At 57.7% G+C, this 26385-nt stretch carries 20 protein-coding genes and 1 pseudogene; 14 read left to right on the forward strand and 7 right to left on the reverse strand.

The annotated features are described in order from the left end of the window. Window positions 1-9: 9 nt before the first annotated feature. The 3 genes from E1297_RS30350 to E1297_RS30360 all read left to right on the forward strand — a co-directional run bounded on the left by E1297_RS30350 (window position 10) and on the right by E1297_RS30360 (window position 1770). Window positions 10-918, forward strand: coding sequence for a LysR family transcriptional regulator (locus E1297_RS30350; RefSeq protein WP_155144729.1), 909 nt, complete (start codon window positions 10-12; stop codon window positions 916-918). A 106-nt stretch (window positions 919-1024) separates the two neighbouring features. Further along, entirely contained in the window at window positions 1025-1453 is a 429-nt protein-coding gene (locus tag E1297_RS30355; protein WP_155144730.1) for an Hsp20 family protein, read from the forward strand. A gap of 32 nt (window positions 1454-1485) precedes the next feature. Continuing rightward, on the forward strand, window positions 1486-1770 hold the full coding sequence (locus tag E1297_RS30360; RefSeq protein ID WP_244327943.1) for a DUF1150 domain-containing protein: 285 nt from the start codon (window positions 1486-1488) through the stop codon (window positions 1768-1770). Window positions 1771-1865: 95 nt separating this feature from the next. On the opposite strand, the gene E1297_RS30365 is transcribed toward E1297_RS30360, so the two are convergent. Both E1297_RS30365 and E1297_RS30370 read right to left on the reverse strand, forming a co-directional pair. After that, the gene (locus tag E1297_RS30365; RefSeq protein WP_368669745.1) at window positions 1866-3146 is read right to left on the reverse strand and encodes an OpgC family protein; all 1281 of its coding nucleotides are present in this window, start codon (window positions 3144-3146) and stop codon (window positions 1866-1868) included. A gap of 71 nt (window positions 3147-3217) precedes the next feature. Then, window positions 3218-4570: a tetratricopeptide repeat protein gene (locus E1297_RS30370; RefSeq protein WP_209016086.1), complete on the reverse strand. Its 1353-nt coding sequence runs from the start codon at window positions 4568-4570 to the stop codon at window positions 3218-3220. A 223-nt stretch (window positions 4571-4793) separates the two neighbouring features. Between E1297_RS30370 and E1297_RS30375 the strand changes: the two genes are divergently transcribed. The 3 genes from E1297_RS30375 to E1297_RS30385 all read left to right on the forward strand — a co-directional run bounded on the left by E1297_RS30375 (window position 4794) and on the right by E1297_RS30385 (window position 11515). Next, on the forward strand, window positions 4794-5948 hold the full coding sequence (locus E1297_RS30375; protein WP_155144733.1) for a YeeE/YedE family protein: 1155 nt from the start codon (window positions 4794-4796) through the stop codon (window positions 5946-5948). A gap of 109 nt (window positions 5949-6057) precedes the next feature. Beyond that, window positions 6058-6549: a DUF302 domain-containing protein gene (locus E1297_RS30380; protein ID WP_155144734.1), complete on the forward strand. Its 492-nt coding sequence runs from the start codon at window positions 6058-6060 to the stop codon at window positions 6547-6549. Between the two features lie 1189 nt (window positions 6550-7738). Next, entirely contained in the window at window positions 7739-11515 is a 3777-nt protein-coding gene (locus E1297_RS30385; RefSeq protein WP_155144735.1) for an ExeM/NucH family extracellular endonuclease, read from the forward strand. Window positions 11516-11606: 91 nt separating this feature from the next. Here the strand turns inward: E1297_RS30385 and E1297_RS30390 are convergent, their stop codons facing one another. After that, on the reverse strand, window positions 11607-12368 hold the full coding sequence (locus E1297_RS30390; RefSeq protein WP_155144736.1) for an SDR family oxidoreductase: 762 nt from the start codon (window positions 12366-12368) through the stop codon (window positions 11607-11609). Between the two features lie 371 nt (window positions 12369-12739). Here E1297_RS30390 and E1297_RS30395 point away from each other — a divergent pair, with 371 nt between their 5' ends. The 7 genes from E1297_RS30395 to E1297_RS30425 all read left to right on the forward strand — a co-directional run bounded on the left by E1297_RS30395 (window position 12740) and on the right by E1297_RS30425 (window position 20439). After that, complete coding sequence (locus E1297_RS30395; RefSeq protein ID WP_155144754.1) at window positions 12740-13513, forward strand: ion transporter; 774 nt, start codon at window positions 12740-12742, stop codon at window positions 13511-13513. 160 nt (window positions 13514-13673) lie between these two features. After that, entirely contained in the window at window positions 13674-14516 is an 843-nt protein-coding gene (locus E1297_RS30400; RefSeq protein WP_155144737.1) for a PHB depolymerase family esterase, read from the forward strand. Window positions 14517-14646: 130 nt separating this feature from the next. After that, the gene (locus E1297_RS30405; RefSeq protein ID WP_368669746.1) at window positions 14647-15912 is read left to right on the forward strand and encodes a CaiB/BaiF CoA transferase family protein; all 1266 of its coding nucleotides are present in this window, start codon (window positions 14647-14649) and stop codon (window positions 15910-15912) included. Window positions 15913-15924: 12 nt separating this feature from the next. After that, the gene (locus tag E1297_RS30410; RefSeq protein WP_155144738.1) at window positions 15925-17541 is read left to right on the forward strand and encodes a thiamine pyrophosphate-binding protein; all 1617 of its coding nucleotides are present in this window, start codon (window positions 15925-15927) and stop codon (window positions 17539-17541) included. Window positions 17542-17667: 126 nt separating this feature from the next. Beyond that, window positions 17668-18528 (forward strand): pantoate--beta-alanine ligase, encoded by an 861-nt coding sequence (panC, locus tag E1297_RS30415; RefSeq protein ID WP_155144739.1) that lies wholly within the window; start codon window positions 17668-17670, stop codon window positions 18526-18528. 37 nt (window positions 18529-18565) lie between these two features. Continuing rightward, window positions 18566-19375 (forward strand): 3-methyl-2-oxobutanoate hydroxymethyltransferase, encoded by an 810-nt coding sequence (gene panB, locus E1297_RS30420; protein ID WP_155144740.1) that lies wholly within the window; start codon window positions 18566-18568, stop codon window positions 19373-19375. Between the two features lie 68 nt (window positions 19376-19443). Beyond that, on the forward strand, window positions 19444-20439 hold the full coding sequence (locus tag E1297_RS30425; protein ID WP_155144741.1) for a ChaN family lipoprotein: 996 nt from the start codon (window positions 19444-19446) through the stop codon (window positions 20437-20439). Between the two features lie 51 nt (window positions 20440-20490). Here the strand turns inward: E1297_RS30425 and E1297_RS30430 are convergent, their stop codons facing one another. Further along, entirely contained in the window at window positions 20491-21555 is a 1065-nt protein-coding gene (locus tag E1297_RS30430; RefSeq protein ID WP_196223442.1) for an NAD(P)/FAD-dependent oxidoreductase, read from the reverse strand. Between the two features lie 318 nt (window positions 21556-21873). Between E1297_RS30430 and E1297_RS30435 the strand changes: the two genes are divergently transcribed. Then, window positions 21874-23058, forward strand: a complete 1185-nt coding sequence (locus tag E1297_RS30435; protein WP_209016087.1) for a D-alanyl-D-alanine carboxypeptidase family protein — start codon at window positions 21874-21876, stop codon at window positions 23056-23058. 345 nt (window positions 23059-23403) lie between these two features. Here E1297_RS30435 and E1297_RS30440 read toward each other — a convergent pair whose 3' ends face one another. The 3 genes and pseudogenes from E1297_RS30440 to E1297_RS30450 form a co-directional block, all read right to left on the reverse strand. Beyond that, on the reverse strand, window positions 23404-24429 hold the full coding sequence (locus E1297_RS30440) for a DUF262 domain-containing protein (protein WP_155144743.1): 1026 nt from the start codon (window positions 24427-24429) through the stop codon (window positions 23404-23406). A 615-nt stretch (window positions 24430-25044) separates the two neighbouring features. Beyond that, entirely contained in the window at window positions 25045-25392 is a 348-nt protein-coding gene (locus E1297_RS30445) for a hypothetical protein (protein WP_155144744.1), read from the reverse strand. A 209-nt stretch (window positions 25393-25601) separates the two neighbouring features. Continuing rightward, window positions 25602-26385: pseudogene (locus E1297_RS30450) on the reverse strand (hypothetical protein); the annotation flags it as partial.

A 26385-nucleotide genomic window follows, 5' to 3' on the forward strand; every position in this document is an offset into this window, starting at 1 on the left:
CTTTCATTCATGAAACAATCTCTCAATTGGCAGGATGTGAGCCTGTTTCTCTCGATTGCACGGCATGGTGGACTGGCCGGGGCCGCACGTGAAACCGGCTTGAGTGCGGCCACGCTGGGACGCCGGATGCTTGCGCTGGAAGAGGCGGTTAACCGGCGGCTCTTTGAACGGGGTGCAAGAGGATATGCCCTCACGGAGGCGGGCACCGACTTCTTGTCGCGTGCAGCTGACATGGAAAGCGCGGCGCGAACTATCGATGGCTGGTGTGACGGACAGGGCCTGAAGCCCCGGGTGCGAATATCGGCCGGGGACTGGACCATGCGTCTGATTATCGATCACGCCGACAGGATCTGGCAGCCGGAGGACATGTGGTCCCCGGAGTTCCTGTCAGACCTGAAACGGCGTGACATCGCCCGCAGGCAAGTTGACATTGGGATCCGGAATGCGCGGCCAACGGAGCCTTGGCTTGCCGGTCAGCGGGTTGGCCACGTGACTTTTTGCGTGTATCGGGCCGCCCGCTTTTCCGGGAGGTCAAGTGCTGGGTGGATTGGCTTGTCGGAGGATCAGGCGCAGTCCCCGACGGCGCAGTGGATAGAAACACTACATGGCCGCGATATTGTGGTCCGGGTCAACAATTCCTTCCACGCTGTTCACCTGATGCAGCGCCATAACCTGTTGATGCTCCTGCCCTGTTTTGTCGGCGATGCTTTCACCGAGTTCCAAAGGGTGGGAGAGCCGGTCAAAGACCTGACGACGGAACGCTGGCTGGTGCTTCATCAGGATGCGCGGTACAAACAGCCGATTCGGGAGGCTGCCAAGGCAATCGCCGGATTGCTAAAGGAAAATCCGCGTCTTGTATCGCATTGTCGCCAGCTTTCCCTCATACCGGAAAAACTTGACGACTTTACGGAAACTTGAATCCGGTTTCGGCAGACGCCATATTCAAAATTATCAAGGGGAAGGTCCCCAGCCTGAATGCCTCGGAAGGGTTCAGGAACAAGGTCGCTTTAAAAGGACTTTGAGAATGACACGCATGTCTGCGTTTTCCAGCCCGTTTATGCTCGGGTTCGATGATATTGAGCGGGTACTGGACCGTGTGTCCAAAGCCGCCAATGACGGTTATCCGCCTTACAACATCGAGCGTTTGCCGAAGAATGACGGACGTGGCGACGTGATCCGAATTACGCTGGCGGTCGCGGGGTTTACCCGTGAGCAGCTTGAGGTTTCTGTTGAAGAAAGCCAACTCGTTATCCGCGGGCGGCAAGAGGATGACAAGACAAGGGACTATTTGCACCGCGGAATTGCGGCCCGGCAGTTTCAACGTGCCTTTGTTCTTGCGGAAGGTATCGAAATCCTGGGTGCGGACCTGAAGGATGGTTTGTTGTCCATTGACCTTGCGCGCCCCGAACCTGAACGGGTTATCCGAAGAATAGAAATCTCCAGCGGCGAGTAACTCACTGCCGGAAAACAATTACGGAGATACTGATGCACGATCCAAACAGCCCCGCCATGGATTGGCGGGATCGGCCCCCTGTTGCCATGAGCAAGGATGCCTTGTGTGAACTCGGTTCCGGAACAGTCGGTTACATACGTCCGTTGAAGTCGGCCGAGCTTACACGGCTGTTTCCCGAAATGCCGCCGGTGCCCGAAGGCGTTACACTTTGGGCATTGCTCAATGCGGATGGAACCCCGATTCTCGTATCTGACAGCCGCGAAGCAGCACTTGCGAATGCCTTTCACCAGGAGCTTCGCATGGTGAGCCTGCACTGACGGCTGGCCACCTCCAGTTTGAAAAATACCGGCCGAAACCGGCCGGTATGTCCGCTTTCCAAGCTGTCGACTGGGAATGTAGGCCAATTTCAGGCCTATTGCGCAGCCGGAGTGCCAGCGAGCGTGCGCGAGGACCTTGCCCGAAGAGACGCTTGATCACCCGCCGTTGAATGTCCGGCACCCGCCATGGGATCACCTGCGGTCGGTGGCAGGGCAGGGGGCTTGCGCCAAGGCTGGCTCTTGAACCAGCTGACCACATAGGCAACGGCAACCAGGGCAAGACACCCCAGCAGGTTCGACAGGATCTGCGGTATCCATTCGCCGCGGCCCCAGATCATATCGCGCAGGATGCCGGCGGCTTGGGCAATGACAAGGCTTGCCATGAATACGGCGAGAGACTGTTGGCCGACTTTCTGCACGACACCGACAAAGCCGTCCCAGACGCGGCCATGACCAATCAAGCGCTGGCCATGTTTTCCGGCTACGACCCACGCCAGATAGGCAAGCGCGAGAAAATGAATGAACCGGAACAAGCCGAATTCGGTCTTGATCCAGAGCGGTTTGATAACGGCGCGAACGTCCTGGATCCACTCGACATTCAAATGAATCCGGAAATAGGCGAAGGGAACGGTGACGATCAGCACCGTCGCAGCAACAGCCATGAGTTTCCGGCTGACCGGCGGCGCGGGTATCCAGCCGCGCATGAAGGCAAAACCGGTAAAGAAAATCAGTTGCCAGGCAAACGGATTGAAGAACCAGGGCCGGTCGGACCAGGGTTCTGCGGGAAGATTCAATAATCCGAACTGTGCCAGCAGCCACAAACCGATCGACAGGGCGAAGGCGGCGCGCACCGACACCCTGGATGCCAGCATGATCACCGGTATCAATGCGAGGATCACCACATACATCGGCAGAATGTCGAAGTAGTTGGGCACCCACGTCAGTGTCAGGAAGGCGGGTAGGGTAACAGCTGTGTCCGTGTAGAGTTTCCAGATGTTTAGACTGCCGACATAATCCTGGGTGAGATCACAGCACTCTTGCAGGTAGTTGCTTTCGTGAAGCGCAACGAGCCCGGCGGCGATCACCAGAAACTGGCCGATATGAGCCCAGTAAACCTGCCACATGCGATGCAGTATACGGGCAGTACCCATGGCCATTCCGTGGATATCGAAGATCTTGCCGAAGGCGAGGGCCGAGGCCATGCCGGAGCAGAAAACAAAAATCTCCGTTGCGTCGGAGAAGCCGAAACGGGCTGGGATCCAAAGGCTCCACCAGTTCCAGGGCAAGTGTGCCATATAGATGATGAACATCCCGATGCCCCGATAAAAGTCGAGGCGGGGATCACGTGGTCTTTTCTGCGTAGGTTGCGCGTTCACTTTTCAAATCACTGCTAAGGCCGGTGTGGCCGCTTCCAAATGAAAAAGCGCCCGAGGGGCGCTGGTTGAAATCACGCGGGTGTTGCCCGCAAACGTTCGTCCTCCATGATCAAAGAGGCCTTGCGCATGCGCTCGCACACGGCGAGGCGCCTCTCCGCAAAGCTGTCAAATGCACCGCGCTTGTGCGCACGATCATGGAGCAAACCTTCCGCTTCGTCCGACAGCCCTGCACGCAGGGCGGCATCGATGGTGATCCGCTCAAACACATCGCGCTGGGCATGTGAGCCTCCAACCTGAAACAGGTCACCGCGCGCAGCGGTCAGCATGGTGTAGGCCGAGGCATAGTTGCCCAACCGGTATTGCTCCAGACCAGCTCCTGTCGAGACGCCCGCGTGCTTCGAGATCCGTGCCAGATCGCCTTGTTGCAAGGCCCGCTCGCGCAAGCTGGTCAGCAACCGTTCCGCGCCAAGCCGGCGGCCGCCATTCAAGAGAGCCAAGAGATAGTGCAGGTCTGCAAAGACATTGCAGCCGTCTTCCGCACGCTGGTCCGAGAGGTGTGCAAGTTCGTCCCATCGCCCGCCGACGTTTATGCCTTCGATTTCAAGCCGTGACAGGAGCGACGCGGCGTTGGAGATATCGCGGTAATCGTCGGTCTGATCCCGGCGGATTTCGGTATCATAAAGCACCAGTGCCTTGTCGGCGTCGCCCCGGTCCAGATACATCAGCGCCAGATGCCACCAGACATGATATCCGAAGTTATTGCAGTGTGCCCAGGATGCAGGCCGGCTTTCCAGCCAGGAGATGCCGTTCTCGGAATTCCCTGTCATGTCATGCACATGGGCAACTGCATGAAGACCCCAGGCATCGTCAGCGGCATGATCAAGGCCCTCACGCCCGGCGGCCTCTGCTGCCTTGTATTCTCCGGTTTCCTCCAAGGCGAAAGCCCGGCAGCCAAGAATGTATCCGTAGGCCGGGTGGTTGGCGTCATAGGATTTTGATACGGTTTCAATCGATCGGCGCATGCCGGTGGCGTCACCGAGCACAAACCGGATCGCGTGCACCATCTTGACCAGAAGAGCATCGTTCGGGGCTTTCACGAGCGCACTGTCGAGTATGTCGGCCGAACGGGAAGGCCAACCGTCCAGCCAGGCCCGCAATGCCTCGACAAAGGCCGTTTCGCGCCGGGTGATCGGCGCATTCTGTGCCGAGGCCACCGCCACCTTCCAGCACTGTTCTGCAGTCCCGATCAGTTCACGCCGTCCGAGAAGAAGGCAAAACAGCCCGCGCGCGGCATGGCCAAGCGCAAAGTCGGGATCTTCGGACAAGGCGGCTTCCAGATGGGCAGGCGTTGATTTGCCATGCGCCAAAAACCCAAGAGCGGTTTGATCCCAATGTGGTGCCACAGCTGCGGTTGCAGTGGTCAATTCATATCCAAACTGATCTGTTACCCGCATCCGGCCGCCTTTATTTCGCTGACTTGTCCTGCGATGCAAGAAAACGCAGGGCAATGTTGAACTGCAACACACAAAAAGGTGTTGTGTGTGTGTCGATTTCTTGCGCCAGAACACCATCAGGAAGGTTTCTGGCCGTATTTCGAAAAGGCGGTTGGACCTTAACAGGTTCCAACCGGAGAGTTAAGTAGAGCACATGCTTAAGCCATCACCAGTCTCGACCCAGAAAATTGTTCTTACTGGGGCAATGGCACTGCTTTTTGCGGTGACTGTGGCGGCTTTCCAAACAGGTGGTGCGCGCCAGGCATTCGCGGTTTTGATTGGCGGGTTCGCGGGCATATCCCTCTACCATGCAAGTTTCGGGTTTACGGCTGCGTGGCGGCGGATCGTTACCGAAAAACGCGGCGCGGGACTGCGCGCGCAATTTCTGCTCATTTTGTTGACAAGCCTGTTTTCCTTTCCGTTGATGGCCTGGGGTGCCAAGTTTGGCTGGCCGGTCGGGGGCTTTGTGTTTCCGTTTGGGGTGGCTGCGGCATTGGGCGCATTCATGTTTGGCATCGGCATGCAGCTTGGCGGTGGCTGTGGATCGGGCACATTATTCACCGTCGGGGGCGGCTCAACCCGAATGGTGGTAACGCTCGCCGCCTTCGTGCTCGGCTCGGTTCTGGCGACGGCACATTTGCACTTGTGGAACAGGTTGCCGTCCTTGCCCGCATATTCCCTTGTCGAGAATTTCGGGCCGCCGGCGGCTTTTGCGATCACGGCTTTGATCCTTGGTCTGATTGGAGCGATAACCATTTTCATCGAGCGGCGGGCCCATGGCAGCATTGCCCTGCCACTCAAGACCGTCTCCTATCTGCGGGGGCCGTGGTCGGTGGTGTTTGGAGCTCTAATGCTGGCGATTGCCGGTGTGCTGACATTCCTCGTCGTCGGCCGGCCTTGGGGGATCACATCCGCATTTGCTCTTTGGGGTGCAAAGATATTTCAAGCAGCCGGTGTCCCGGTCGACACATGGCCCTACTGGAGCTGGCAACCGAACGCCCTGAACAACAGTGTTTTCCACGACACGACATCGGTCATGGATTTCGGCGTTATCCTTGGCGCCATGCTGGCGGCCGCACTGGCAGGGCGCTTCGCGCCGGTCTGGCACTTGTCTCGCAGGGACGTTCTCACAGCGCTTGCCGGCGGACTGCTGATGGGATACGGCGCGCGGCTTGCCTATGGATGCAATATTGGCGCTTATCTTGGCGGGCTGGTATCTGGCTCATTGCACGGGTGGCTGTGGTTGCTCTTTGGTTTCGCAGGCAGTCTTGTCGGAACCCGGCTCAGGCTCGGGCTCGGAATGCGATGACATCACAGCGCGGCACACTGCTTTGTGAGGCAGGTGTGAACCCGAAGGCCTCATTCTGACAGAAATCCCGACCAGATATGAGAGCACATGGCAGGGTCAGGAGGTTCACATGCCCAAACACTATCTGATTTATCCGCTTCTTCTCGTCGCCTTGATTGTCGGCAGTTCGGCACTGGCAGAAGGTATCGAGCCACGAAAAGGCTGGCAGATCATCAACACGGACAAGAGTTTTCCGGCGCTGGTTGACAGCCTCGTAGCATCGGTCAAGGCGCAAAAGATGGGATTGGTGACGCAGGCGAGCGCTTCCGCCGGAGCCAAGGCTCAAGGGTACACAATTCCCGGAAACCGGGTCGTGGGCGTTTACCGGAATGACTATGCGCGCCGGATGCTGGAAGCTTCGATCGCGGCAGGGATTGAGGCGCCGATCCGGTTCTATGTGACCGAAAACAGCGATGGCACCGCAACGCTTTCCTGGAAAACACCAAGCTTTGTATTCGAACCCTACATGAATGAAGGCGGCGAGGCGTTGCAGCAGCTCGCGCAGGAACTCGATACCGTGTTTCAAGCGATAGCTGACGGGGCCGTGACTGGTACGAATTGATGCAAATTCACACTCGGTTGCTGCATTTTTGCACTTGCGGATCTGGTTTAGGCGCCTAACATTTTAACTGTGTTCAATAGCAAGAAAGGAGGTGTGCCCATGTCTAGTGAGTATCCGAATGCGGCCCAGGGATCTGGGCGGATTGGTTTGGTGCTGGAGCAGCCTCTGGCAGCGAAGTAATTCGCCGGGACATGTCCGGATTTCAGGTCGATTCGATCTCATGGGAGGGCCGCTCAGCGGCCCTCTTTGTTGTGATTGCTTGTTCAAATGAGTTGCCTGCCCGCTGTTTATATCCGGCCCACTTCCAGCACCGGGCCAGAAATCATCGCAAGAATCTCAAGCAACGGATTATAAAACGGTTCTGACATGAATCGAGGACGTAAGGCGGGCAGTGTCGGAAAACAAAGCCCATAGCAGTGCGGCCAAGACTTGGTTATGGACAGCCCGCGTTCAAGGAAGTTCCTTCCGAAAGCATGCCTGGGCAATCGTTCGGCGGACCGTCCGGTCCGCGCATTGAATCAACGACATTCCGGTCCGGAGCATCGCTTTCAACTGCGCCACCTTCGATCACCGTAACAGAATCCGGCCCGACAATCGCTTCTGTCGTTTGACTGCTTGATTGGCAGCCGCTCGTTCCAATAGCGGCAAAAAGTGCTCCCAGAAGCATCAGCGGAGTCTTCATAAGCCGGTGTCCCCTTTTCAACAGTGGTTTCACCACCGTAAAACGCTTTTCCGGCAAGGGCAATCGAAGTGGTTGCGGTTGATGTGAAAAGCTCTCCCAGAGTTCGTCAAGAATTCGGCTTTGTGGCGGGTCTTTAAAAATTTACCGATTGGTCAAAAAATTGATAATATTGCTAATGATCAGGATTCTTGTCTGACTCTTCCAGAGTGAACATATGACGGGCCGGAAAATTTTCAGCTGTTGCATTCCGTTTGCGTAACGTTATGCAACTTCTGATTTAAAGTGAGCGCTGGCATGGTTTTTTGGCCTTCTATCGTTTTTTAGGGGGTAATTGCTTAGACTTTTGGCTAGTCCATTAAAGCTCAGTTTCTTTTACTAGCTGATTTAATTGGCAAAAAAATATTTTGCCTGCTAACTATATGGACTTGAATTCCGACATAAAACTGAAATCCTCCCTTGCCAATGGAGTGCGCATAAGTTGCGGATACAAGGCAAGGGTGAGTGGTGATGAGTTTCTTTTTTCGTTTCGGGTCGGTTTTTGGAAGCCCGTGGGCCGATGAACTGGAGGGCTCCGAGTGGGCCGATTTCATTTTCGCGCTCGGTGGAAATGACAGTGTTTTCGGCGGCGATGGAAATGACCGGATTTTTGCCGGGCGCGGTGATGATGTCATCGCAGGTGGTGCCGGCAATGACTTCATTGCGGGAGGAAAAGGCTTTGACACTGCAACTTTCGAAGGATCGGTGCGCGACTACGGGGTTTCAGGGTATTCCGGTGTTGGCGGGCGCTTGATCGACCTGACTACGGTCTCACAGATCGCCGAAGATGGATCGGTCGTCGAGACCGATTGGCTCAACGGCGTCGAAGCGCTCTATTTCGAAGCGGACGATTACACCGCCTATCTCGATGGGCGCAACAATGCGGTTCTGGCCGAAAATGATGCGGCCGAAACCGATGAAGACACGGACCTGGTGCTGAACGCATCCGACTTGCTGGCAAATGATTTCGACTTTGACGGTGATGCGCTTGAAATCACGTCGGTAGAGGCAACCAGCGCGCTTGGGGCGGCAATCACGTTCGAAAACGGGCAACTTGTTTACAGCCCCTCCGGTCAGTTCGAGGATCTAAACGACGGCGAACAGGTTATCGATACGTTTACATATACCGTCAGCGACGGTCAGGGGGGCGAAACGACGGCTACCGTCAGCGTGACGGTTAACGGTCTGACGGACACGCCGGCGGTCGAGGCCCGGATCAACGAAATTCACTATGACAATGCGGGCACGGACACCGGAGAGTTCATCGAAATCCGGGTCACGGCCGGTGCCGATATCAGTGAATACGGCCTTGAACTCTATAATGGATCGAATGGTACGGTCTATAACAGCAACGAGCTTGTCTCGCTGACCAGGACCACCGACGGTACCTACGACTACTATGTGTGGGAGTTGCCCTCCAACGGCATCCAGAACGGCAGCCCGGACGGAATTGCATTGACCAAGGGAGCCGAGGTTGTCGAATTCCTCAGCTACGAGGGTACCTTAACCGCGACCGAAGGAACTGCGGCAGGGCTGACCTCAACCGATATTGGCGTCTCGGAAACCAGCTCGACAGAAGCCGGTCAGTCGCTACAACGCGCAGAGGACGGCAGCTGGAACGCGCCCGCAGCAGAAACGTCCGGTGCATCAAATGACGGTGGCAGCAGCTTCGACGGGGTTGTCATTAACGAAATCGCTGTCAGCACGTCCGGAACAGACTGGGAGTTTGTCGAGCTGTTTGGTGAGGCGGGCGCCTCGCTCGACGGATATGCGATCCTGCAAATCGACGGCAGTGGCGAGGTAACAAGTGTAATTGATCTTGATGGTCAGTTGGTCGGTGAAAACGGGTTCTTCCTTGCCTCCAGTGCTCAAGCCGAGACCACTTTCGGTCTAACAGGCGATCTGTCCTTTGCGGACAACACTTTGGCCAACGAAGCATCTTCGTTCCTTCTCGTCTCCGGTGTTGAGGCCGCACTTGGCGACGATCTTGATGCGGATGATGACGGTGTGCTCGAGTTTACGACGGGCGATGTGGTCGACTCTGTTGCTCTGACTGACGGCGGGGACAGCTTGCTCTACTCGGAAAATGTCGTCGGTCTCGATGGCTCTTTCCTCGCAGCCGGTGCAGCTCGGTCGACGGACGGCACCGGTGACTTCGCTGCAACCAGCTTTTCCGATTCCACGACCTATACGCCGACAGCTGGCGGCTCCGGGAACGATGGTGGAAGCGATGCAACGGCCCGCTACATTTCCGAAATCCAGGGGACAGGCTCGGCGAGCCTGCTGGTTGGAGAGTATGTCGTGGTCAGCGCCGTGGTGACCCAGATCACCGCAAACGGTTTCTACATTCAGGAAGAAGAATCCGATTATGACAGCGATGACCTCACATCCGAGGGCTTGTTCGTCTATACCGGTGGCGCGCCGGACGTAACCGTTGGGGATCTCGTCGAGGTCACTGGAACCGTTGAGGAGTTTTCGGGCGCGACGCAACTTTCCAACATCACATCGATTGTCACGGTCGGTACGGGCTATGCTCTACCGCCGCAAGTCGCGCTGGAACTGCCGTTCACCTCGACAACGAATCTCGAGCAGTATGAGGGAATGCGGGTTTCCCTGTCATCCGGTGACAACGAGGCGCCGCTCACAGTGATCGAGAACTTCAATTTTGATCGCTACGGAGATGTGACTATCAGTGCCGGCACCCAGGTTCAGCCGACCCAGTTGTACGATGCTCAAACCGAGGCCGATGAAATTGCCGCCTTGCAGGAGGCCAACGCCAACAACCGGATCGTTCTGGATGACGGCAATTCGAGCCAGAATCCGGACAGCTTCGGCTATGTTCCCGCCAATGTTGGGGATGACGGGGATGGTGTTCTGGACAGCGGCGACAGTTTCTCTGACGCTGGTCCGACGCTGCGGCTTGGAACCGAAATCATCGAGCCGGTTGACGGTGTGATTACCGAAGGCCAAGGCGACTACCGTTTGGTGGTCGATGGTCAGCTGACGATCGATGAAACCACCAATTCCGGTGCCCGGGAGGCTACGCCGGAAGACGTCGGCGGCTCGATCCAGGTCGCCAGCTTCAACGTGTTGAACTACTTCACCACGATTGATGAATCCGGAGCTGGAACGGGGCCGAGCGGCACGCTGGACCCGCGCGGCGCAGACAGTGCGGAAGAGCTGGTTCGCCAGACCGACAAGCTGGTGAATGCGCTGACCGCGACAGGCGCGGAAGTATATGCCCTGCAAGAGCTGGAAAACAACGGCTTTGGCGAGGGCTCGGCGATTGCCAACCTCGTGGATGCCCTTAACGCCAAAGCGGAAGAGCTCGGCTCGGGCGCTGTCTATGCATATGTCGATCCGGCTGAACTTGGCGAGACCGGTTTCCTTGGAACCGATGCCATTACGACCGGCATCATCTATGACACCACCAAAGTCAGCCTTGTTTATGCCGATTACCTGGAGTTCGAGGAAGCCTCCTCGGCAGAGACGTTTGCAGTTGCCGAGTCCTTGCACCCATATGTGTCCTCGTCGGATCAACTCGATGACAATCAGCGGAACCGGCCTTCGGTTGCAGCAACTTTCGAGGAGATCGAGTCTGGCGAAACCTTCACGGTTGTCTCGAACCACTTCAAGTCGAAAGGCGACAGTGGCCTTGAAGATCTGGCTGAAGCCGTTCAGTCCGCACTGGATGCAAACCAAATCCCAGAGGACGAGATCGCAAGTGTCGAAGCCGCTCTCGAAGCGTTGGTCACCGACCCGAACTACGACACAGGCAATGGTCAAGGCTACTGGAACCAGGTTCGGACCGATGCGGCCAGCGAACTGACCGCTTGGCTGGAAGGCGATTATACGGAGGCTCTTGCCGGGATCGGGGTGAGCGATGACGACTTCCTGGTGCTTGGTGACTTCAATGCCTATGCACAGGAAGACCCGGTGCAGTCGGTGCGTGATGATGCGGGTTACACGGATCTGATCGACACTTATATCGGTCAGGACGAGGCTTACAGCTACGTGTTCGACGGGCAGCGCGGTACGTTGGATCAGGCTCTGGCGTCCGATAGTCTCTCCGATCAGGTCACAGGCCTCACCGAATGGCATATCAATGCGGACGAACCGGATCTGTTGAGCTACGACAACAGCTTCACCGACTCGGCCTTCTATGATGACGGTGTATTCGCCGCATCTGATCACGACCCGCTGATCGTCGGTCTGGATCTGACAGACGATGGTTCAAACCTGATCTGATTGCGATCCAGGAAAAAACGAACGGCGGCTTCCGGCCGCCGTTCTTGTTCGGGCCCGAAAAGTCAGGCCCGGAGCTTCCGTGTGAGGGGCGTCAGATCAATCCGACGGCCTTGCGAACGCCTTCATCGCGCAGCGAGCAATCCGTTCCTAGGTAAGCGTCGCCTGCTTCGGTTGCCAACCATGAAATTGCTTCGCCAACCCAGCCGGCCGGAATATGGACGCTCGGGTCGAGCTGGCTGACAGGGTTGATACCGGAGGCCTTGATCTGGACCTGCATTTCGGTCGCAACCGTGCCGGGGCTGAGGCCCATCACGCGAATTCCCTTCTCCCGCCATTCCTTGTCGGCGCAGCGTGTCAAGGACAGGACCGCTGCTTTGGAAGCGCAGTAATGGCTCCAGCCTTCCAGGGCACCGGTTGCTGCGCCTGAACTGATGTTGATGATCGTTCCGCTTTTTTGCTTCAACATCGGCTCCACTGCTGCCCGCAGACCGTGGTAAACGCCCTTTACGTTGATATCGATAACCTTGTCCCAATCACTTGGCTTGCTGGTTTCAAGTCGGCTCACCGGTTCGATCACGCCCGCATTATTGACCAGAATATCAAGTCGGCCCAATCGGGACAAAGCAAGGGAAACTGCGGCTTCGACATCATCATACTTGCTGACATCGCAAGAGATCGCTTCCGCATGCCCCCCCTCGTCGCAAATTTCCTGGGCGATGCGTTCGATATCTGTCGTGCTCCGGGCCGCCAGAACAACCGAAGCGCCTGACTTTGTGAGACTGCGGACGGCAGCTTCACCAATTCCACGGCTTGCACCCGTTACAAGGGCCACTTTTCCCGAGTGGTCAAACATTCAAGGTCCTTTCGTTCGAAGCCCTGGCTTTGAAATCTGGTCGACCTTAATCCCCGGAACGGTCCTTGGGGAACAAAGCGATGACCGGAATGGACAGTTTTCTTCCAATCGTAGCTGTCTTGCAGCAGTTGAGCGCACTCGGTCTCCACCCTCTTGGATCGATTGTGGAGAATTTGGCGATCGCTTTGTCTTTTCTCAACAGCATGAAGGGATGGTAAAGAACCGTGTCGCTGGGTGACCCGTTAAAGCGGACCAGATCCTGATACCCGTAATGGAACTTGACGAGAAACATGACTGAAGAGCGAACCGTTAAAACCGATCAAACCGCCGGGTCATCGGAACCGGTGTCCAAGGACAGCGGCCATACGCTCATGGAGGACCTGCAGCAGGCGCTGCGGCAGCTCTATTTCGGGTCGTCAACACGGGCCAAGATCTGGCGTTATGCGCTGTTGGTTTTTGATATCGTGACGATTGGCTATTTCATTGTATCGGCCATGATCGATCCGGATCGTGTCTATCACGATATCGACTATGTCATTGCTGGCGTTTTGTTTCTTGACTACGCCGCCCGCCTGATCGCCGCGCCCCGCCCCTGGAGATATGTCGGCAGTTTCACCTCGATTGCGGATGTCATCGTGATCGTTTCGCTGGTCATACCGGCGCTGATGGAAAACTTCGGGTTCCTGCGTGTGGTGCGGATGCTGCGTTTGATGCGGTCCTACCACCTCTTGAAGGAATTGCGGGATGCCTCGAAATGGTTTCGCCGGAACGAGGAGATATTTCAGTCGGCGGTCAATCTGATCGTGTTCATCTTCGTCGTAACGGCGGTGGTGTTTGTGGTCGAACACGACCGGAACGCCAACATCAACAACTATATGGATGCGCTCTATTTCACCGTCACAACGCTGACAACCACCGGGTTTGGCGATATTACCATGACCGACACGGTGGGCCGGATCATGACCGTGGTGATCATGATTTTCGGTGTGGCCTTGTTCCTGCGGCTGGTCCAGACGATTTTCCGCCCTTCGAAAGTCAATCTGCCGTGCCCCGATTGCGGTCTCAGCCGCCATGATCCGGATGCTGTCCATTGCAAGCATTGCGGCCGGGTTCTGAATATTCCAACCGAAGGCGACTGGACTTAAGCTGGACTGTGCCGTTCCTGCAGCGAGTTTGAAAATCAGTTCGTTTGGAAGTGTTGCTGCGTGTCCGGGCTTGAGCAAATTCCCGTGAGCGTCTTGAACTGAGTGTACCCGGCCATACTGTGAGCACCGGTCTTGGTGTTTGTGCTGTCGGAGGTTTCGCATGGCAGGTCGTTTTCTCGTCGCGGTCTTTTTCTCCTTCTTCAGTATTCTCGGGGGAACATCGTTTGCCAACGCGGAAAAGTGCGGCGGCGAGAAGCCCTGCAAGGTTGCCGACGGCGAGTACTTCATCCACCTGCCTCCCGGTATCCAGCCAGGTGAAGGGGTCGGGGCGATTTTCTTTGTCCATGGCTACAAGGGGAGCGGGCTCAATGAAATCCGGAACAAGAGCTTCCTGAAAATGGCCGATGACCTTGGCGTTGCCTTCGTTGCGGTCAACGGCATCGAGGGAACCTGGTCCTTCCCGAATGCGCCGCGGGCCTTGCGTAACGAGTTTCAGTATTTTGATGAGGTCATCGACAGCGTGGTGGCGAGCTTTCCGGTCAACCGCAACCGGATCATGCTGAGCGGCTTTTCGTCCGGCGCCTTTGTGACCTGGTACATGGCCTGCGACAACTCGGAACGCTTTGCCGGATATGCCCCGATCGCCGGAGCCTTTTGGAAACCGTTGCCGGATCAATGCGCCACCAAGACACCCTACCTTTTTCATGTCCACGGTACGCAAGACAAGACCGTTCCCTTTGGCGGGCGCCCGCTGGGCGGCGGACGCTGGCACCAAGGCGATGTCATGGAGAGCTTCAATGTCTGGCTTCGCCGGGACGGGCTGACCGAAACCTCGTCAAACACCTATGATGACGGCGAACTTTCCTGCGAGAGCTGGACACCGGAACAGGGGTTTCTGGAACTGTGCCTGCATCAGGGAGGCCATAGCGTGAAAGCCGACTGGATCAAACGTGCCTGGCTTGCGCTTGTCCAAAAGCGGGACTGGCAACAGAAGAAATCCTGAGCCAGTGCTGTCAAGCTTGCGGCCGGACTCTGACGCAATGGTGAGTGCACGTGATCGTTGCCGGGCGTTTTCCGGTTGACCCGATCACCGGCTTTGTGTCCTCTACCAACGATCAGTTTGAGGATGAAAAGTGACTGAAACGCCTGTCAAAAATGGCGCTCTCGATGGTCTGGTCGTACTTGATTTGTCGCGTATTCTGGCCGGGCCGACATGTACGCAGATCCTTGGGGACCTGGGAGCGGAAGTCATCAAGATCGAGCGGCCTGGGCGGGGCGACGACACGCGCGGTTGGGGGCCGCCTTTCCTGAAGGACCGGGACGGACAGGAAACCGCCGAAAGCGCCTACTATCTCTCCTCGAACCGGAACAAGGCATCGGTCGCCATCGACCTGTCGACTGCGGAGGGCCAGGACCTGATCCGCAAGCTGGCAGGCAAGGCGGATATTCTGGTTGAGAATTTCAAGGTCGGGGATCTGAAGCGGCGCGGTCTCGACTATGAGACGCTTGCAGGGCAAAATCCCGCATTGATCTATTGTTCGATCACCGGTTTCGGCCAGACCGGGCCTTATGCCCATCGCGCTGGCTATGATTTCCTGATCCAGGGGATGGGCGGGATCATGTCTCTGACGGGATTTCCGGACGAAGAAGGCGGAACGCCCACCAAGACCGGCGTCGGGATAGCAGATGTCATGTGCGGGATGTATGCGTCGGTTTCGATTCTCGCGGCACTCAATCACCGGACCAGGACCGGCAAGGGACAGCATATCGACATGTCGCTTTTTGATGCCCAGGTCTCGTGGCTGATCAATCAGGGGGCGGCACATCTCGTTTCGGGCGAGGTGCCCGGGCGGCTTGGCAACGGGCATCCGACAATTGTTCCGTATGAGACATTTCCGGCCGAGGATGGCCCGTTCATTCTCGCGGTCGGCAATGACAGCCAGTTTGAGAGGTTCTGTGCAATTGCAGGCGCTCCGGAACTTGCCGGGGATCCGAGATTTGCCCGCAACGCGGACCGCGTCCGGAACCGGAAAGTGCTCGTCCCGATCATCCGCAAGCTGACAATTCACAAGCCGGCAGCCGACTGGATCAGGCTTTTGGAAGAAGCTGGTGTGCCCTGCGGCCCGGTCAACGATCTGGGCGCGGTTTTCAGCGACCCGCATACATTGGCGCGCAATCTCCGTATCACGCTGCCCCATCCCTTGAGCGGTTCGGTGGATCTGATCGGTTCACCGATCAAGATGAGCGACACACCGGTTCAATACAAAGCCGCACCGCCGTGTCTCGGGGCTGATACCGGCAACATCCTGCACCGCCATTTGGGGCTGGGAGCTGACCAGCTCGACGCGCTCGCAAGCCGCGGTATCATTCAGAAGACCTCTACTCCCGACAAGATTTAAGGACCCCCGCCCATGACCACCGGCGCCGATATCATCGCTGGCAAACTGCACGCGGCCGGATGCCGCCACGCCTTCGGGATCCCCGGTGGTGAGGTGCTTGCGCTGATGGACAGTCTGGACCGGGCCGGTTTGCGTTTTGTTCTGGTCAAGCACGAAAACGCGGGCGGGTTCATGGCCGAGGGCGGCTGGCATGCGGACGGCGCGCCGGGCGTTTTGCTGGCGACAATCGGACCGGGGGCAGCCAACGCCATCAATGTGGTTGCCAATGCCTGGCAGGACCGTGTGCCCTTGGTGTTTCTGACCGGTTGCGTCGATGACGCGGAGGCGGAAAGCTATACCCATCAGGTTTTTGATCATCAGCAGCTGCTGCGTCCGATCGTGAAGGCGAGCTTTTCGGCGAGGCTCGGTGCGCTCGACGTCATGATGGAAAAGGCGCTGGCAATTGCGCTTGATGGCCAGCCGGGGCCGGTTCACATCGACGTGCCGATCAGGGTCGCGGAAAGCAAAACCGGTGAACCCTGGTCTGAAACTTTCGCCAGCCGTCCAACGGCTGTTTTAGCTGCGGGCGGGCCCGATCTGGACGCTGCAAGGATCCTGTTTGCATCGGCGGAACGGCCGGTCGTCATTGCCGGTGTCGATGCGGTGAATGAAGCGGCCGGGGCGGAGATTACGTCTCTTTGCAAGTCTTTCCGGATCCCGCTTGTGACGACCTACAAGGGCAAGGGCTTGATGCCCGAATCCGATCCGCTGGCGCTGGGCGGGGCCGGATTGTCTCCCAAAGCGGACGACATTCTGCTCCCCTTCATCAATCAGAGTGACTGTATCCTGTTGCTTGGCTATGACCCGATCGAGATGCGGATCAACTGGCGCAATCCCTGGCCGGATGCGGCACCGGTTATTGATGTGACCCCGGTCTTGCGAACCCATGGCATGCATGCCGCACGCGTGAGTCTGCGCAGTCATATCCGGCCAGCGGTTGAAGCGCTTGCGGCGGCCCGGCCCCGGAGCATGCCCAGTTGGCCGGACGGAAAGCCGTCGGAAACGCGCGGAAAGCTGAAATCCAGTTTCGCGCCGGAGCCGGAGGGCTGGGGTCCCGCAACGGCCTTTCACGTCCTGCGCAATGTCATGCCATTCGAAACCGTTGTCAGCGCCGACAGCGGGGCGCACCGGATCCTGGCCAGCCAGATCTGGGAGTGTGACCAGACGCGCGGCATGATCCAGTCGTCGGCCCTGTGCACCATGGGCTGTGCGGTTCCACTTGCCATGGGGCACCGGCTGGTCGATGCGAAACGTCCGGTGCTGGCCTTTGTCGGCGATGCCGGGCTCGAAATGTGCCTGGGGGAACTCTCGACCTTGCGCGATCTCAAGCTTCCGGTGATCATTTGCGTCATGGTCGATACGTCGCTGGCGCTGATCGAACTCAAGCAGCGCAAGAGCCAGAGGCCGAATGTGGGGGTCGATTTTGGCGAAACCGATTTCCCGGCAGTCGCGCGGGCTTACGGCGGGCATGGGGTCTGGATCGACAACACGGCAGATCTTGAGACTGAAGCGCTGGCTGCCCTCAAGCGGGACGGCTTTACGTTGCTTGCCTGCCGGATTTCGAACCGCTCCTATGACGGTAAATTTTGACGGCTTAATTAACTGCAATGATTGACAGGTGACGTTTTGGGTAGACCTCGCCAACGCACCTGGAATATGTTGCACCCGCGAAGTGAAGTTGGCGTCTGAAAAAGCCAACCGCGGGAGGATTGGAATATGCAGATCTGCTCCACAAAGGGAGCGATCCGTGACGTGGTCAGGGACTGGAAGCGGAACGGTGAGACGGTTGGTCTGGTGCCGACCATGGGCTTTTTGCACGAGGGGCATCTGTCGCTTGTACGGCGGGCAAAAGCCGAGTGTGATCGTGTTGTGGTATCCGTTTTTGTAAACCCGACACAGTTCGGGCCGAACGAGGACCTTGAGACCTATCCGCGGGACGAGCAGCGCGACCTGAGACTTCTGGAAGCCGAAGGCGTGGATGCGGTGTTCATGCCGGATGTTGACGAGATGTATGCTGGCGTTGGCGACACCCATGTCGAAGTGCCGGGTCTCTCGGGCATTTTGCAGGGGGCCCTCCGGCCCGGACACTTTCGTGGTGTTGCGACCGTCGTGACCAAACTCTTCAATATTGTCGGCCCCGACAAGGCGGTCTTCGGGGAAAAGGACTATCAGCAGCTGGCCATGATCCGCCAGATGGTGAACGACCTCGATATGTCGGTGGAAGTGATTGGAAATCCGACGGTTCGTGAACCTGACGGCCTGGCGATGTCCTCGCGCAATGTCCGTTTGAGCCCGGACCACCGCGCCCAGGCCGTTGCGCTGAACCGCTCGCTCAAAGCCGCGCAAGACTGTGCGCTATCAACGTCTGATCTTACTGAAATAGACCGGGTGATCCGGGCGGCGCTTGCAAAGGCGCCGGATGCCGAAGTCAGAAGCGTCGACATTCGAGATGCCAAAACGCTTGCCGAACTGTCCGGCAATCTGGTTGCGGATGCCGTCGTGTTGCTGGTTGTCCGGTTCGGACCGGTTGTTCTGATCGACCAGAAAGTGATCAGCCCCTCGCATCCGGCACCTTAAGCCGAACGTTTTTTGCTTTTCCTGAAAGGAATGCCTCATGAGCACGCAGAAACCAGTCCGCCGCATCACGGTGCCGCAAATCGCAGCGCGAAAGGGTGGCGAGCCCATCGTTTCGTTGACGTCCTACCACGCCCACACGGCTGCGATTGTCGACAAGTATGCGGATTTCATTCTGGTTGGCGACAGCCTAGGCATGGTCATGCATGGCATGGAAACCACCGTGGGTGTGCCGCTTGATCTGATGATCATGCATGGCCAGGCGGTGGTACGCGGGACCCGGCGGGCCTTGATCGTTGTCGACATGCCGTTCGGCACCTATGAGGAAAGCCCGTCCGTCGCCTTCCGCAATGCAGCGCGGGTCATGAAGGAGACTTCCTGCGGGGCCGTGAAGCTGGAGGGTGGCAAGCGGATGGCAGAAACCATTCGCTATTTGACCGAGCGCGGCATCCCGGTGATGGCCCATATCGGGCTGACACCGCAGTCAAGCCATGTGATGGGAGGCTTCAAGACCCAGGGGCGTCAGGAAGACAGCTGGCCGCTTCATGAAGAAGACGCGCGTGTTGTTGCCGAAGCTGGCGCGTTTGCGGTTGTTGTGGAAGGCATGGTCGAGCCTCTTGCGGCGCGTATTACCAAGCAGATCGATATTCCGACCATCGGTATTGGTGCTTCAGCCGAATGTGATGGCCAGATCCTGGTTCTGGAGGACATGCTGGGTCTGAACGACCAGCCGCCGAAATTCGTCAAGGTTTACGGGGATTTGGGGCAGCAAATCGAATCCGCTGTCAAATCCTACGCCGAAGAGGTGCGCGACCGCAGCTTCCCGGACGAGGCCCATATTTACCGGTAAACAATGGCGGTATGACCTTAGAGCCCTAGTTGATCGCGGGGTGACAGTTGCAGGGAAGGAATGAAGGGATGACGGATTGGTTCAGGACGGCCCGGCGTTCCTTCCTTGCGGCGACCCTGTGCACTTTGGCCGCTGTTGCGCTCTTGACCCCATCCGCGCAAGCTTCCTGGAAGGATTGGGCGGCGGGGGATGTTGAGAACGAGGTTGCAGCTGGCCGGATCTGGTCTGTCGCCGATCAGGTTTTCCTGTCGCCTGAAGAACTGATTTCCCGGTTGTCAGAGGCGCGGTTTGTGCTTCTGGGTGAAGTCCACGACAATCCTGACCATCACCAGCTGCAAGGATACCTGATCGGCCGCATCGCGCCTAACCAGCGTCCGGCAGTCGTGATGGAAATGCTGAGCGAGGATCAGGAGGAGGCCCTTTCGGTTTTTGACCAGCTTGGCGAAAAGTCTTCCGGCATATTTGCCGAGCAGGTGGATTGGGCCGGGAGCGGGTGGCCGGGCTTTGATCTTTACCGCCCGGTTGTCGACGCAGCCCTTGCGCGGAATGTCAGCATATCGGCTGGTTTGCCCGGACGGCAGGCGACGCGGTCGGTCTCGGCGGCGGGACTGGTGGCGCTGGATGGTGGCGAACGGGCGCGCCTCGGCCTCACCGATCCACTTTCTCCGAGACAAGCAGCAGGCTTGCGTGCCGAAATCATGGCCTCTCACTGCGATCTGTTGCCGGTCGAAGCGATCCCGAACATGAGTGCTGTTCAGCGGTTCCGGGATGCATATCTCGCCGACGCTCTGCGGCAGACGCCAGCCACGGGTCCGGCGGTGCTGGTTGCAGGCAAAGGCCATGTGCGCAAGGACCGGGGCGTTCCGAGATATCTGAAAGACGCGAACGGCTCCGTGGCAACCGTGATGTTTGAGGAAGTGCCGGAAAACACTACGCTTGCAGCCGTTGCAGGTCTGTTTCCGCGGGACACACCCGCCGATTATATCTGGCTGACACGATCAATTGAGAGGGACGATCCGTGTTTGGCCTTGAAGAACCGTTTCAGCGGTTCAGGGAAGCCATAATTCGGGCACTTGGTATAAGACGCAATGCTGTTTGCCAATGGTCTGTCCGGCCTAGAGTTGGGTCAGACTCCTGAGAAAGGCGTTGCGGGCCGGTGGCAAACTGTTGATTGCCATGGCGGCAGCATAGACCAATGCCTTGTTCCAGGGGGCGTGTGATGTGATCAGTTTGCGGGCCGCCTCGGTCTTTTGAAGAATGCGTTTGCCTTCCCGGTGTCTGGCATCCGAATACTCCGGAACCGTTCCTTCCGCGATGGCCTTTCCAGCAGCAACAGCATCGGCGATCCCGAGATTCATGCCCCGTCCACCCACGGGCGAATGGCAGTGGGCGGCGTCACCGGCGAGGAGAACCCGTCCCCTCACATAGCTCTCAGCTTGACGTACCGAAATCGTAAAGGTCGCGGTGCGGCGGATATTGATGATGGGCAAGGGCGCACTGAGCGCAGCCAGTGCATCCGGTGTTGCCGAGACGACCCGAACCCGGTGTTTTTCCATGGGTAGTGTAATGACAACGGAGCCACTTCTACCGTGCAATTGAATGTTCACGCGGTCTGAATCGAAATCTTCTGCAAGGTCGACATCGGCGATCGACCAGACTTCGGGCAAATCATACCCCGGATAGCCGATCCCGAGGCTCTTCCGGCATTTTGAATGAATACCATCGGCGGCGACAACCCAGTCATGACTTTCTGTCGTGCCGTCCGAGAAGGTCACGGTCGCTGTGCTCTCATCGGTTGCGATGTTCTCTACCGAAACTCCGTATTCGACCTCAACGCCCTTTGCGGCCAGTGTCTCCCGCAAAATTTCCTCGGTTCGGTCCTGCGGCAATCCCAGGATCATCTGGTCCTTGAAACCGGATGCACCGATGTCCAGCTGCATCAGCCTCTTTTTGCCCCAATACAGGTCGACCTTCTGAAGGTGCATTGCTTCCATGATGATGGCATCCGCAGCGCCAAGAGGTCTCAGCGCGTCAATGGTTGACGGCGTGATTCCGATTGCGCGGGAAAGTTCCGAGGCTTTTGTACGCTGCTCGACAATCCGGCAGGACAGGCCGTGGCTTGCGAGTTGAAGGGCAGCGCTCAATCCGGTCGGACCGGCTCCGACAATCAGGGTCTTCATGACCGTATCCTTCAGCATTAGCATTGGCCAGCCATGCGGTTATGGCCGGGGTTGGCAAAAACATGCGCATGCAAAAGACACCCGCACAATTGGTACGGAGACGCAGACAGGTTTCTTGCCTTGCCAGCCCCGGTTTTGTCTTTCCGAAGGTTCGCCCTTGATGGTCGGCACAATTGCAGCTCTTGTAAAGGCGGCGGGGTTTTGGTGGCGACGAAAGCGGGCAGGGAGGCTGCAAGGGAAGTGTTTGAGCCGGGCAAAGATGTACCAAAAAACTCTTTCGGCATATTGTTGGCACTTTTACGGATAAATAAGCCACAATTGACTGTCCTCCTGACCCAGATCGTCTCCATGCGCCGTATCCTGATTTGCCTTCCGAATACGATTGCGGGCCGCTTCCTGCTGGCTGCCGTTTTCCTTTACAGTCTTGCCAGCCAGCCGGCCTTGGCGACGCCTGAGCTTGTCTTTGATCTGGATACGCAGGCCGTGCTTCATGCCACGGAGGCGGGAGATCCCTGGTATCCCGCGTCAACCACGAAACTGATGACCGCCCTTGTTGCCTTCAAGGCTCTGGCAAACAAAGAAATTGGCCCCGACACGCCGGTTCTGATGTCGAAGCGGGCGATGAGCCAGAAGTCACTTCAATCCGGTTTGTCCGCGGGGCGGGTGATGACCGTGGAGGATGCGCTTTACGCCGTCCTCGTCGGCTCGGCCAATGATGTTGCGGTGGCACTCGCCGAAAGGGTTGCCGGATCAGAGCAAGCCTTTGTCCAGCGCATGAATGCCGAGGCATCAAACCTCGGAATGACCGCGACCCATTTTGAGAATGCGAACGGCCTGCATCATCCGGAGCAACAGACTTCGGCGCGCGATCTCGGTATCTTGGCGATGAGCATCTATCAGCAATTTCCGGAGCACCGTCCGATCTTCAAGACCTCGAAGGTCGTGATCGACGGCGAGGAACTAACCTCCAAGAATGCTTTGCTCACGCGATTTCAGGGGACACTGGGCATGAAAACCGGCTTCTTGTGTTCTTCCGGACGGAATATTGTCGCGCTCGCCGAACGGGGGCAACGTCATTTGATGGTGGTGGTGCTAGGCGCAACCACGGACCGGGAGCGCGGGCAGCGCGCCGCAATGCTCCTTTCGCAGGCCTTTGACGGCCGCTTGAATACAATTGGGCAATCGGTTGGGGCGCTCCAAAACAACCTCGGAACATCCCCACAAGACATGCGCATGCGCGTTTGCAGCAATCAAAGTGCGGCTTATGAGGCGCAGCAAAACAAGCTATATCCGATGGGTCTGCGCGGACACAGAGGCTATTTGTCGAGCCCCACTGCCGATATCAGTCATGAAATCCGGACCTGGCAGATGGCGCCTGAGGTGAATGTGCCAGCACCCCGGGCCAAACCGGGAATTTTGATCGAGAAAAGCGGTCTGCCGGAAGGGCAGGGCGGATGGGGCGCATTTAGGCCAATGCCCAAACCGGTCTCTGGAGAAGGTTGACAGACTGCAGATTTGCAAAAAAAAGCCGGAGAAAACCGGCGAGAGGGGTGTGCCTGAAGCGATAATCCTATTGCGTAGGTGCTTCCAATTCCCCCGTGCTTACAAAGCCGCAGGAAATCACAGGAAATAAAATGGCGGAGGGAAAGCGATACGCAAAAACTCCGCTCAGCGGGCAGGTTCAAATCCCGACCACCTGCCACGTTTCTCCAAGAATAGCGTCCGATACGATTGCTTCCTCGCGCTCTCGCCGGGCGCGTTGAAGGTTTTTTGCGGCCGCGGCTCCTTTGCGCAGCGCGCCTCAAAACACTGACTTGCCTCTCTTTTTTCTTTCACGCCTTCGTCCCGCTACAACCGCTGTGAGTTGCGAAGAAGGAGACGATGATGAAACCAACCTGCTTGAATCAGAAAGAACTGGCAGAACGCTGGACGATTTCGCACCGCACCTTGGAGCGTTGGCGGTGGGCTCGACATCGACCTGCGCCATGACGGGCTCGGGGCGCTGGCGAGCCTGATGACGCCCGCGCAGGAGGATGCCGCCTGATGCCTGCGAACGACACGATTCGCGTCCACATCCCGCTCACGGTCCGCAAACGCGGCGGGCGGCCACGCATCCTGCCGCCGAAGGACGTCGAGACGCCGGACCCGCCGCCGGGACAGGATCCCCGCGTGCTGCGCGCCATTGGCCGGGCATGGGCATGGCGGCAGCGGATGGAGCGCGGCGAGGTCACCACCATCGCCGATCTCGCGGCCGAAGAAGGGCTCCGATGCTGCGACGACGACGAGATAGCAGTGTTGTATCAGATAGGCTGCCAGCCCTTCACGCGCCGCTTCTGAAAGGTTCGACAATTCGCCCCAAAAGTACCGGGCGTTTTCGTGCACCCGACGGCGTGTGTCAGCGAGCCCCGCCGGATCTTTCGCAACCAGGTCGATAACCGCGCCGTCCTTCTGCACATGATCACGAAAGAAATCTCGATCCCGCGGGCGTAGAGTGAGCCGGAAATGGTCGGCTCTGCCTGTGATCGTGCTTCCCCTCTGCCATATGAACCGGTTCAGTTCATCCCGGATCTCCGCGGACTTGGCCATGTCGCGCAGCACCGCCAGAAGGATCGTCAGCGTTGTCAGTCGTTGCTGGCCATCGACCACGTCTGCTTCTGGCTGCGACGCATCCTTGATCAGCACAATGCTTCCGAGGAAATAAGGAACCGCTTCCTGGTTTGACTCTGGCTGCGCGGCGAGAATGTCGTCCAGCAACTCACTGGCTTGATCTTCCGTCCACGAATACGGACGCTGGTAGGGCGGGATCGAATAGACGAAATCGTCGGAGAAGATTTTCTCCAAGCGATACTCTTCAGCTTTCAAAGACGTGGCCATCACTGCTCTCTTGGTCACAATATTGTCGGCCGACTAACCCACCCGACGGCGTGACGCTTGGCCGAGTGGGACGGGCACTGTGCATCCCTTGATAAGTGGAAGATCACTGTTTCTCCAACGTTTTCCGGCCTCGAACCCTGCCAAGTGCCGTCATCGGCACGCGTTCCACTACCAGCAACCACATCGGCTACGCCTCCTGCATGTTCGGTCTCTGTCTCGCTCGACAGCGATGGAAACAGGGCACGCAGTTTTGGCGGGGTTGTATGTCAGGTCATTGGAAAGATGAAGAAATTTTCGACCGAACCGAAATCAGCGCGGTTCGCCCGACCAGAGACGAGAGGCCATTCAGAGACGGAAAACGCTGCGCACCCGAGTCTCAGCGGTTCGCGCCCAACCGGCAAACCCCTTTGAAAACAGGAGAAAATCCGCCTCGGGCAAGCGGTCTGAACGGGTTCGAAAGGGTGATAGTGGCGGAGAGAGAGGGATTCCACTCCGCGAGACCACTCGAGCGCAGGACTCCGCCAATTCTTCGAGGCGGCCAACGAGTTGCGATACTCGGAGCGATACCGCGGCCGATACCGAGCGTCAAGTTACTGTACTGATCGTAGCCGCAAATCAATGAGGTGGCTGCAAGCCTGAGACTGCATCTGTTCCTCCGTCGTTACCACCGTCGGGGTCGTCGGTCGGCCTTTCCGGATCAGGACCCGGATAGTCTCGGTCCCTCATGTACCTCCATATCTCAAAATAGCCCCGGTCTGACTTTTCGATCGGACCGCAAAAGATCGTCAATGGATCCCGGTCGATAATCACGACCGTCTCGAACCACTCGAGCAAATCGTCCGGAAGCCTCCGGTGAATTTCTGCGACGGATGGGTGCTCGAGAAAATCCCTCCGTCCGTGACGTGCTCTGAGGACGTCGCGGATCAGAAGTTTCATCGGGCGTCGGGTTTCGGTGTGGTGCATACGAATTTCTCCTGAAAAATGGTGCAAAGATTGTTGGTCGTGAGGTGGACAAAAGCCAAGCGAGAACAAGGAAAAGCCAGACCACCCTTCGTCGCGGCGTCACACGACGTCGCTTCCGGAAACGGACAAGGGCGTCGTGCCGCCATCTATCGAGACACGATCGTCGGCGTCCGCGAGAGATCAATGATTCAAAACTGGATTTCCGCGACCTAATACCCATGGCCACCTCCGGAAGGCACTGTGAGGGCCGTTTCTGACGTCAACAGATTTGGATTTTCGATGATTTCGGGCTCCAACCGCCTTTTCAGGCGGTAGACCTCACGAGACGTCGCGGCCTGAATCAGCTCGGAATTGCGTACGGCCCCTTCAAGTTCCGACGCCCGTTGTTCGGCGCGACGTCGCAACGCCGCTTCTTCCGACGCCTCCCGGGAGAGGTTTTCGATCTGCTGGGCGAATTCAAATCGGACCTTCTTCCGGATCCTTGAAGAGCTCAGGCCGTCCCAGATGGACCGGACAAACGCTCCTGCTTTTCGATATGGCGCGACCCTGGAAAGGATTCGTGCCGCTTCCAGCTTGGCGCGTTCGAGGGCACCCTGCGCCTGCCGTTCAAGGTGATTTGCCCGGGCTTGGGCCGCCTTCGCTTTCGACGCCCGAAGCTCCGCGTCCTTCCGGATGTCGGTTGCTTCCGCTTTGATCCTGTCTGCGTACGCGGAGCCTTTGGACTTCACAGCCTCTACATACTTGGCGGCTCGCTCTTCCGCCGCTTTCACGGCTTGCGCTGCCACCTGCTCAGCATGCCATGCTTCCCTGGATAAGCGACGTCGCGCTGGCCCCAGTCGTGTGAGCCCAGAAGGTACCCCGACGGCCCTATGATATGAATCCTGCCACCGACGCATGGCGTCGCGATAGGCGCGATCACCGCGGCGGTTGAGTTCCTTTTTACTCTCTGTATCAGGAGCGGAACCCATAATCGCATGTTTAGCTTCATGCCCA

This window comes from Roseibium sp. RKSG952, assembly GCF_009711355.1.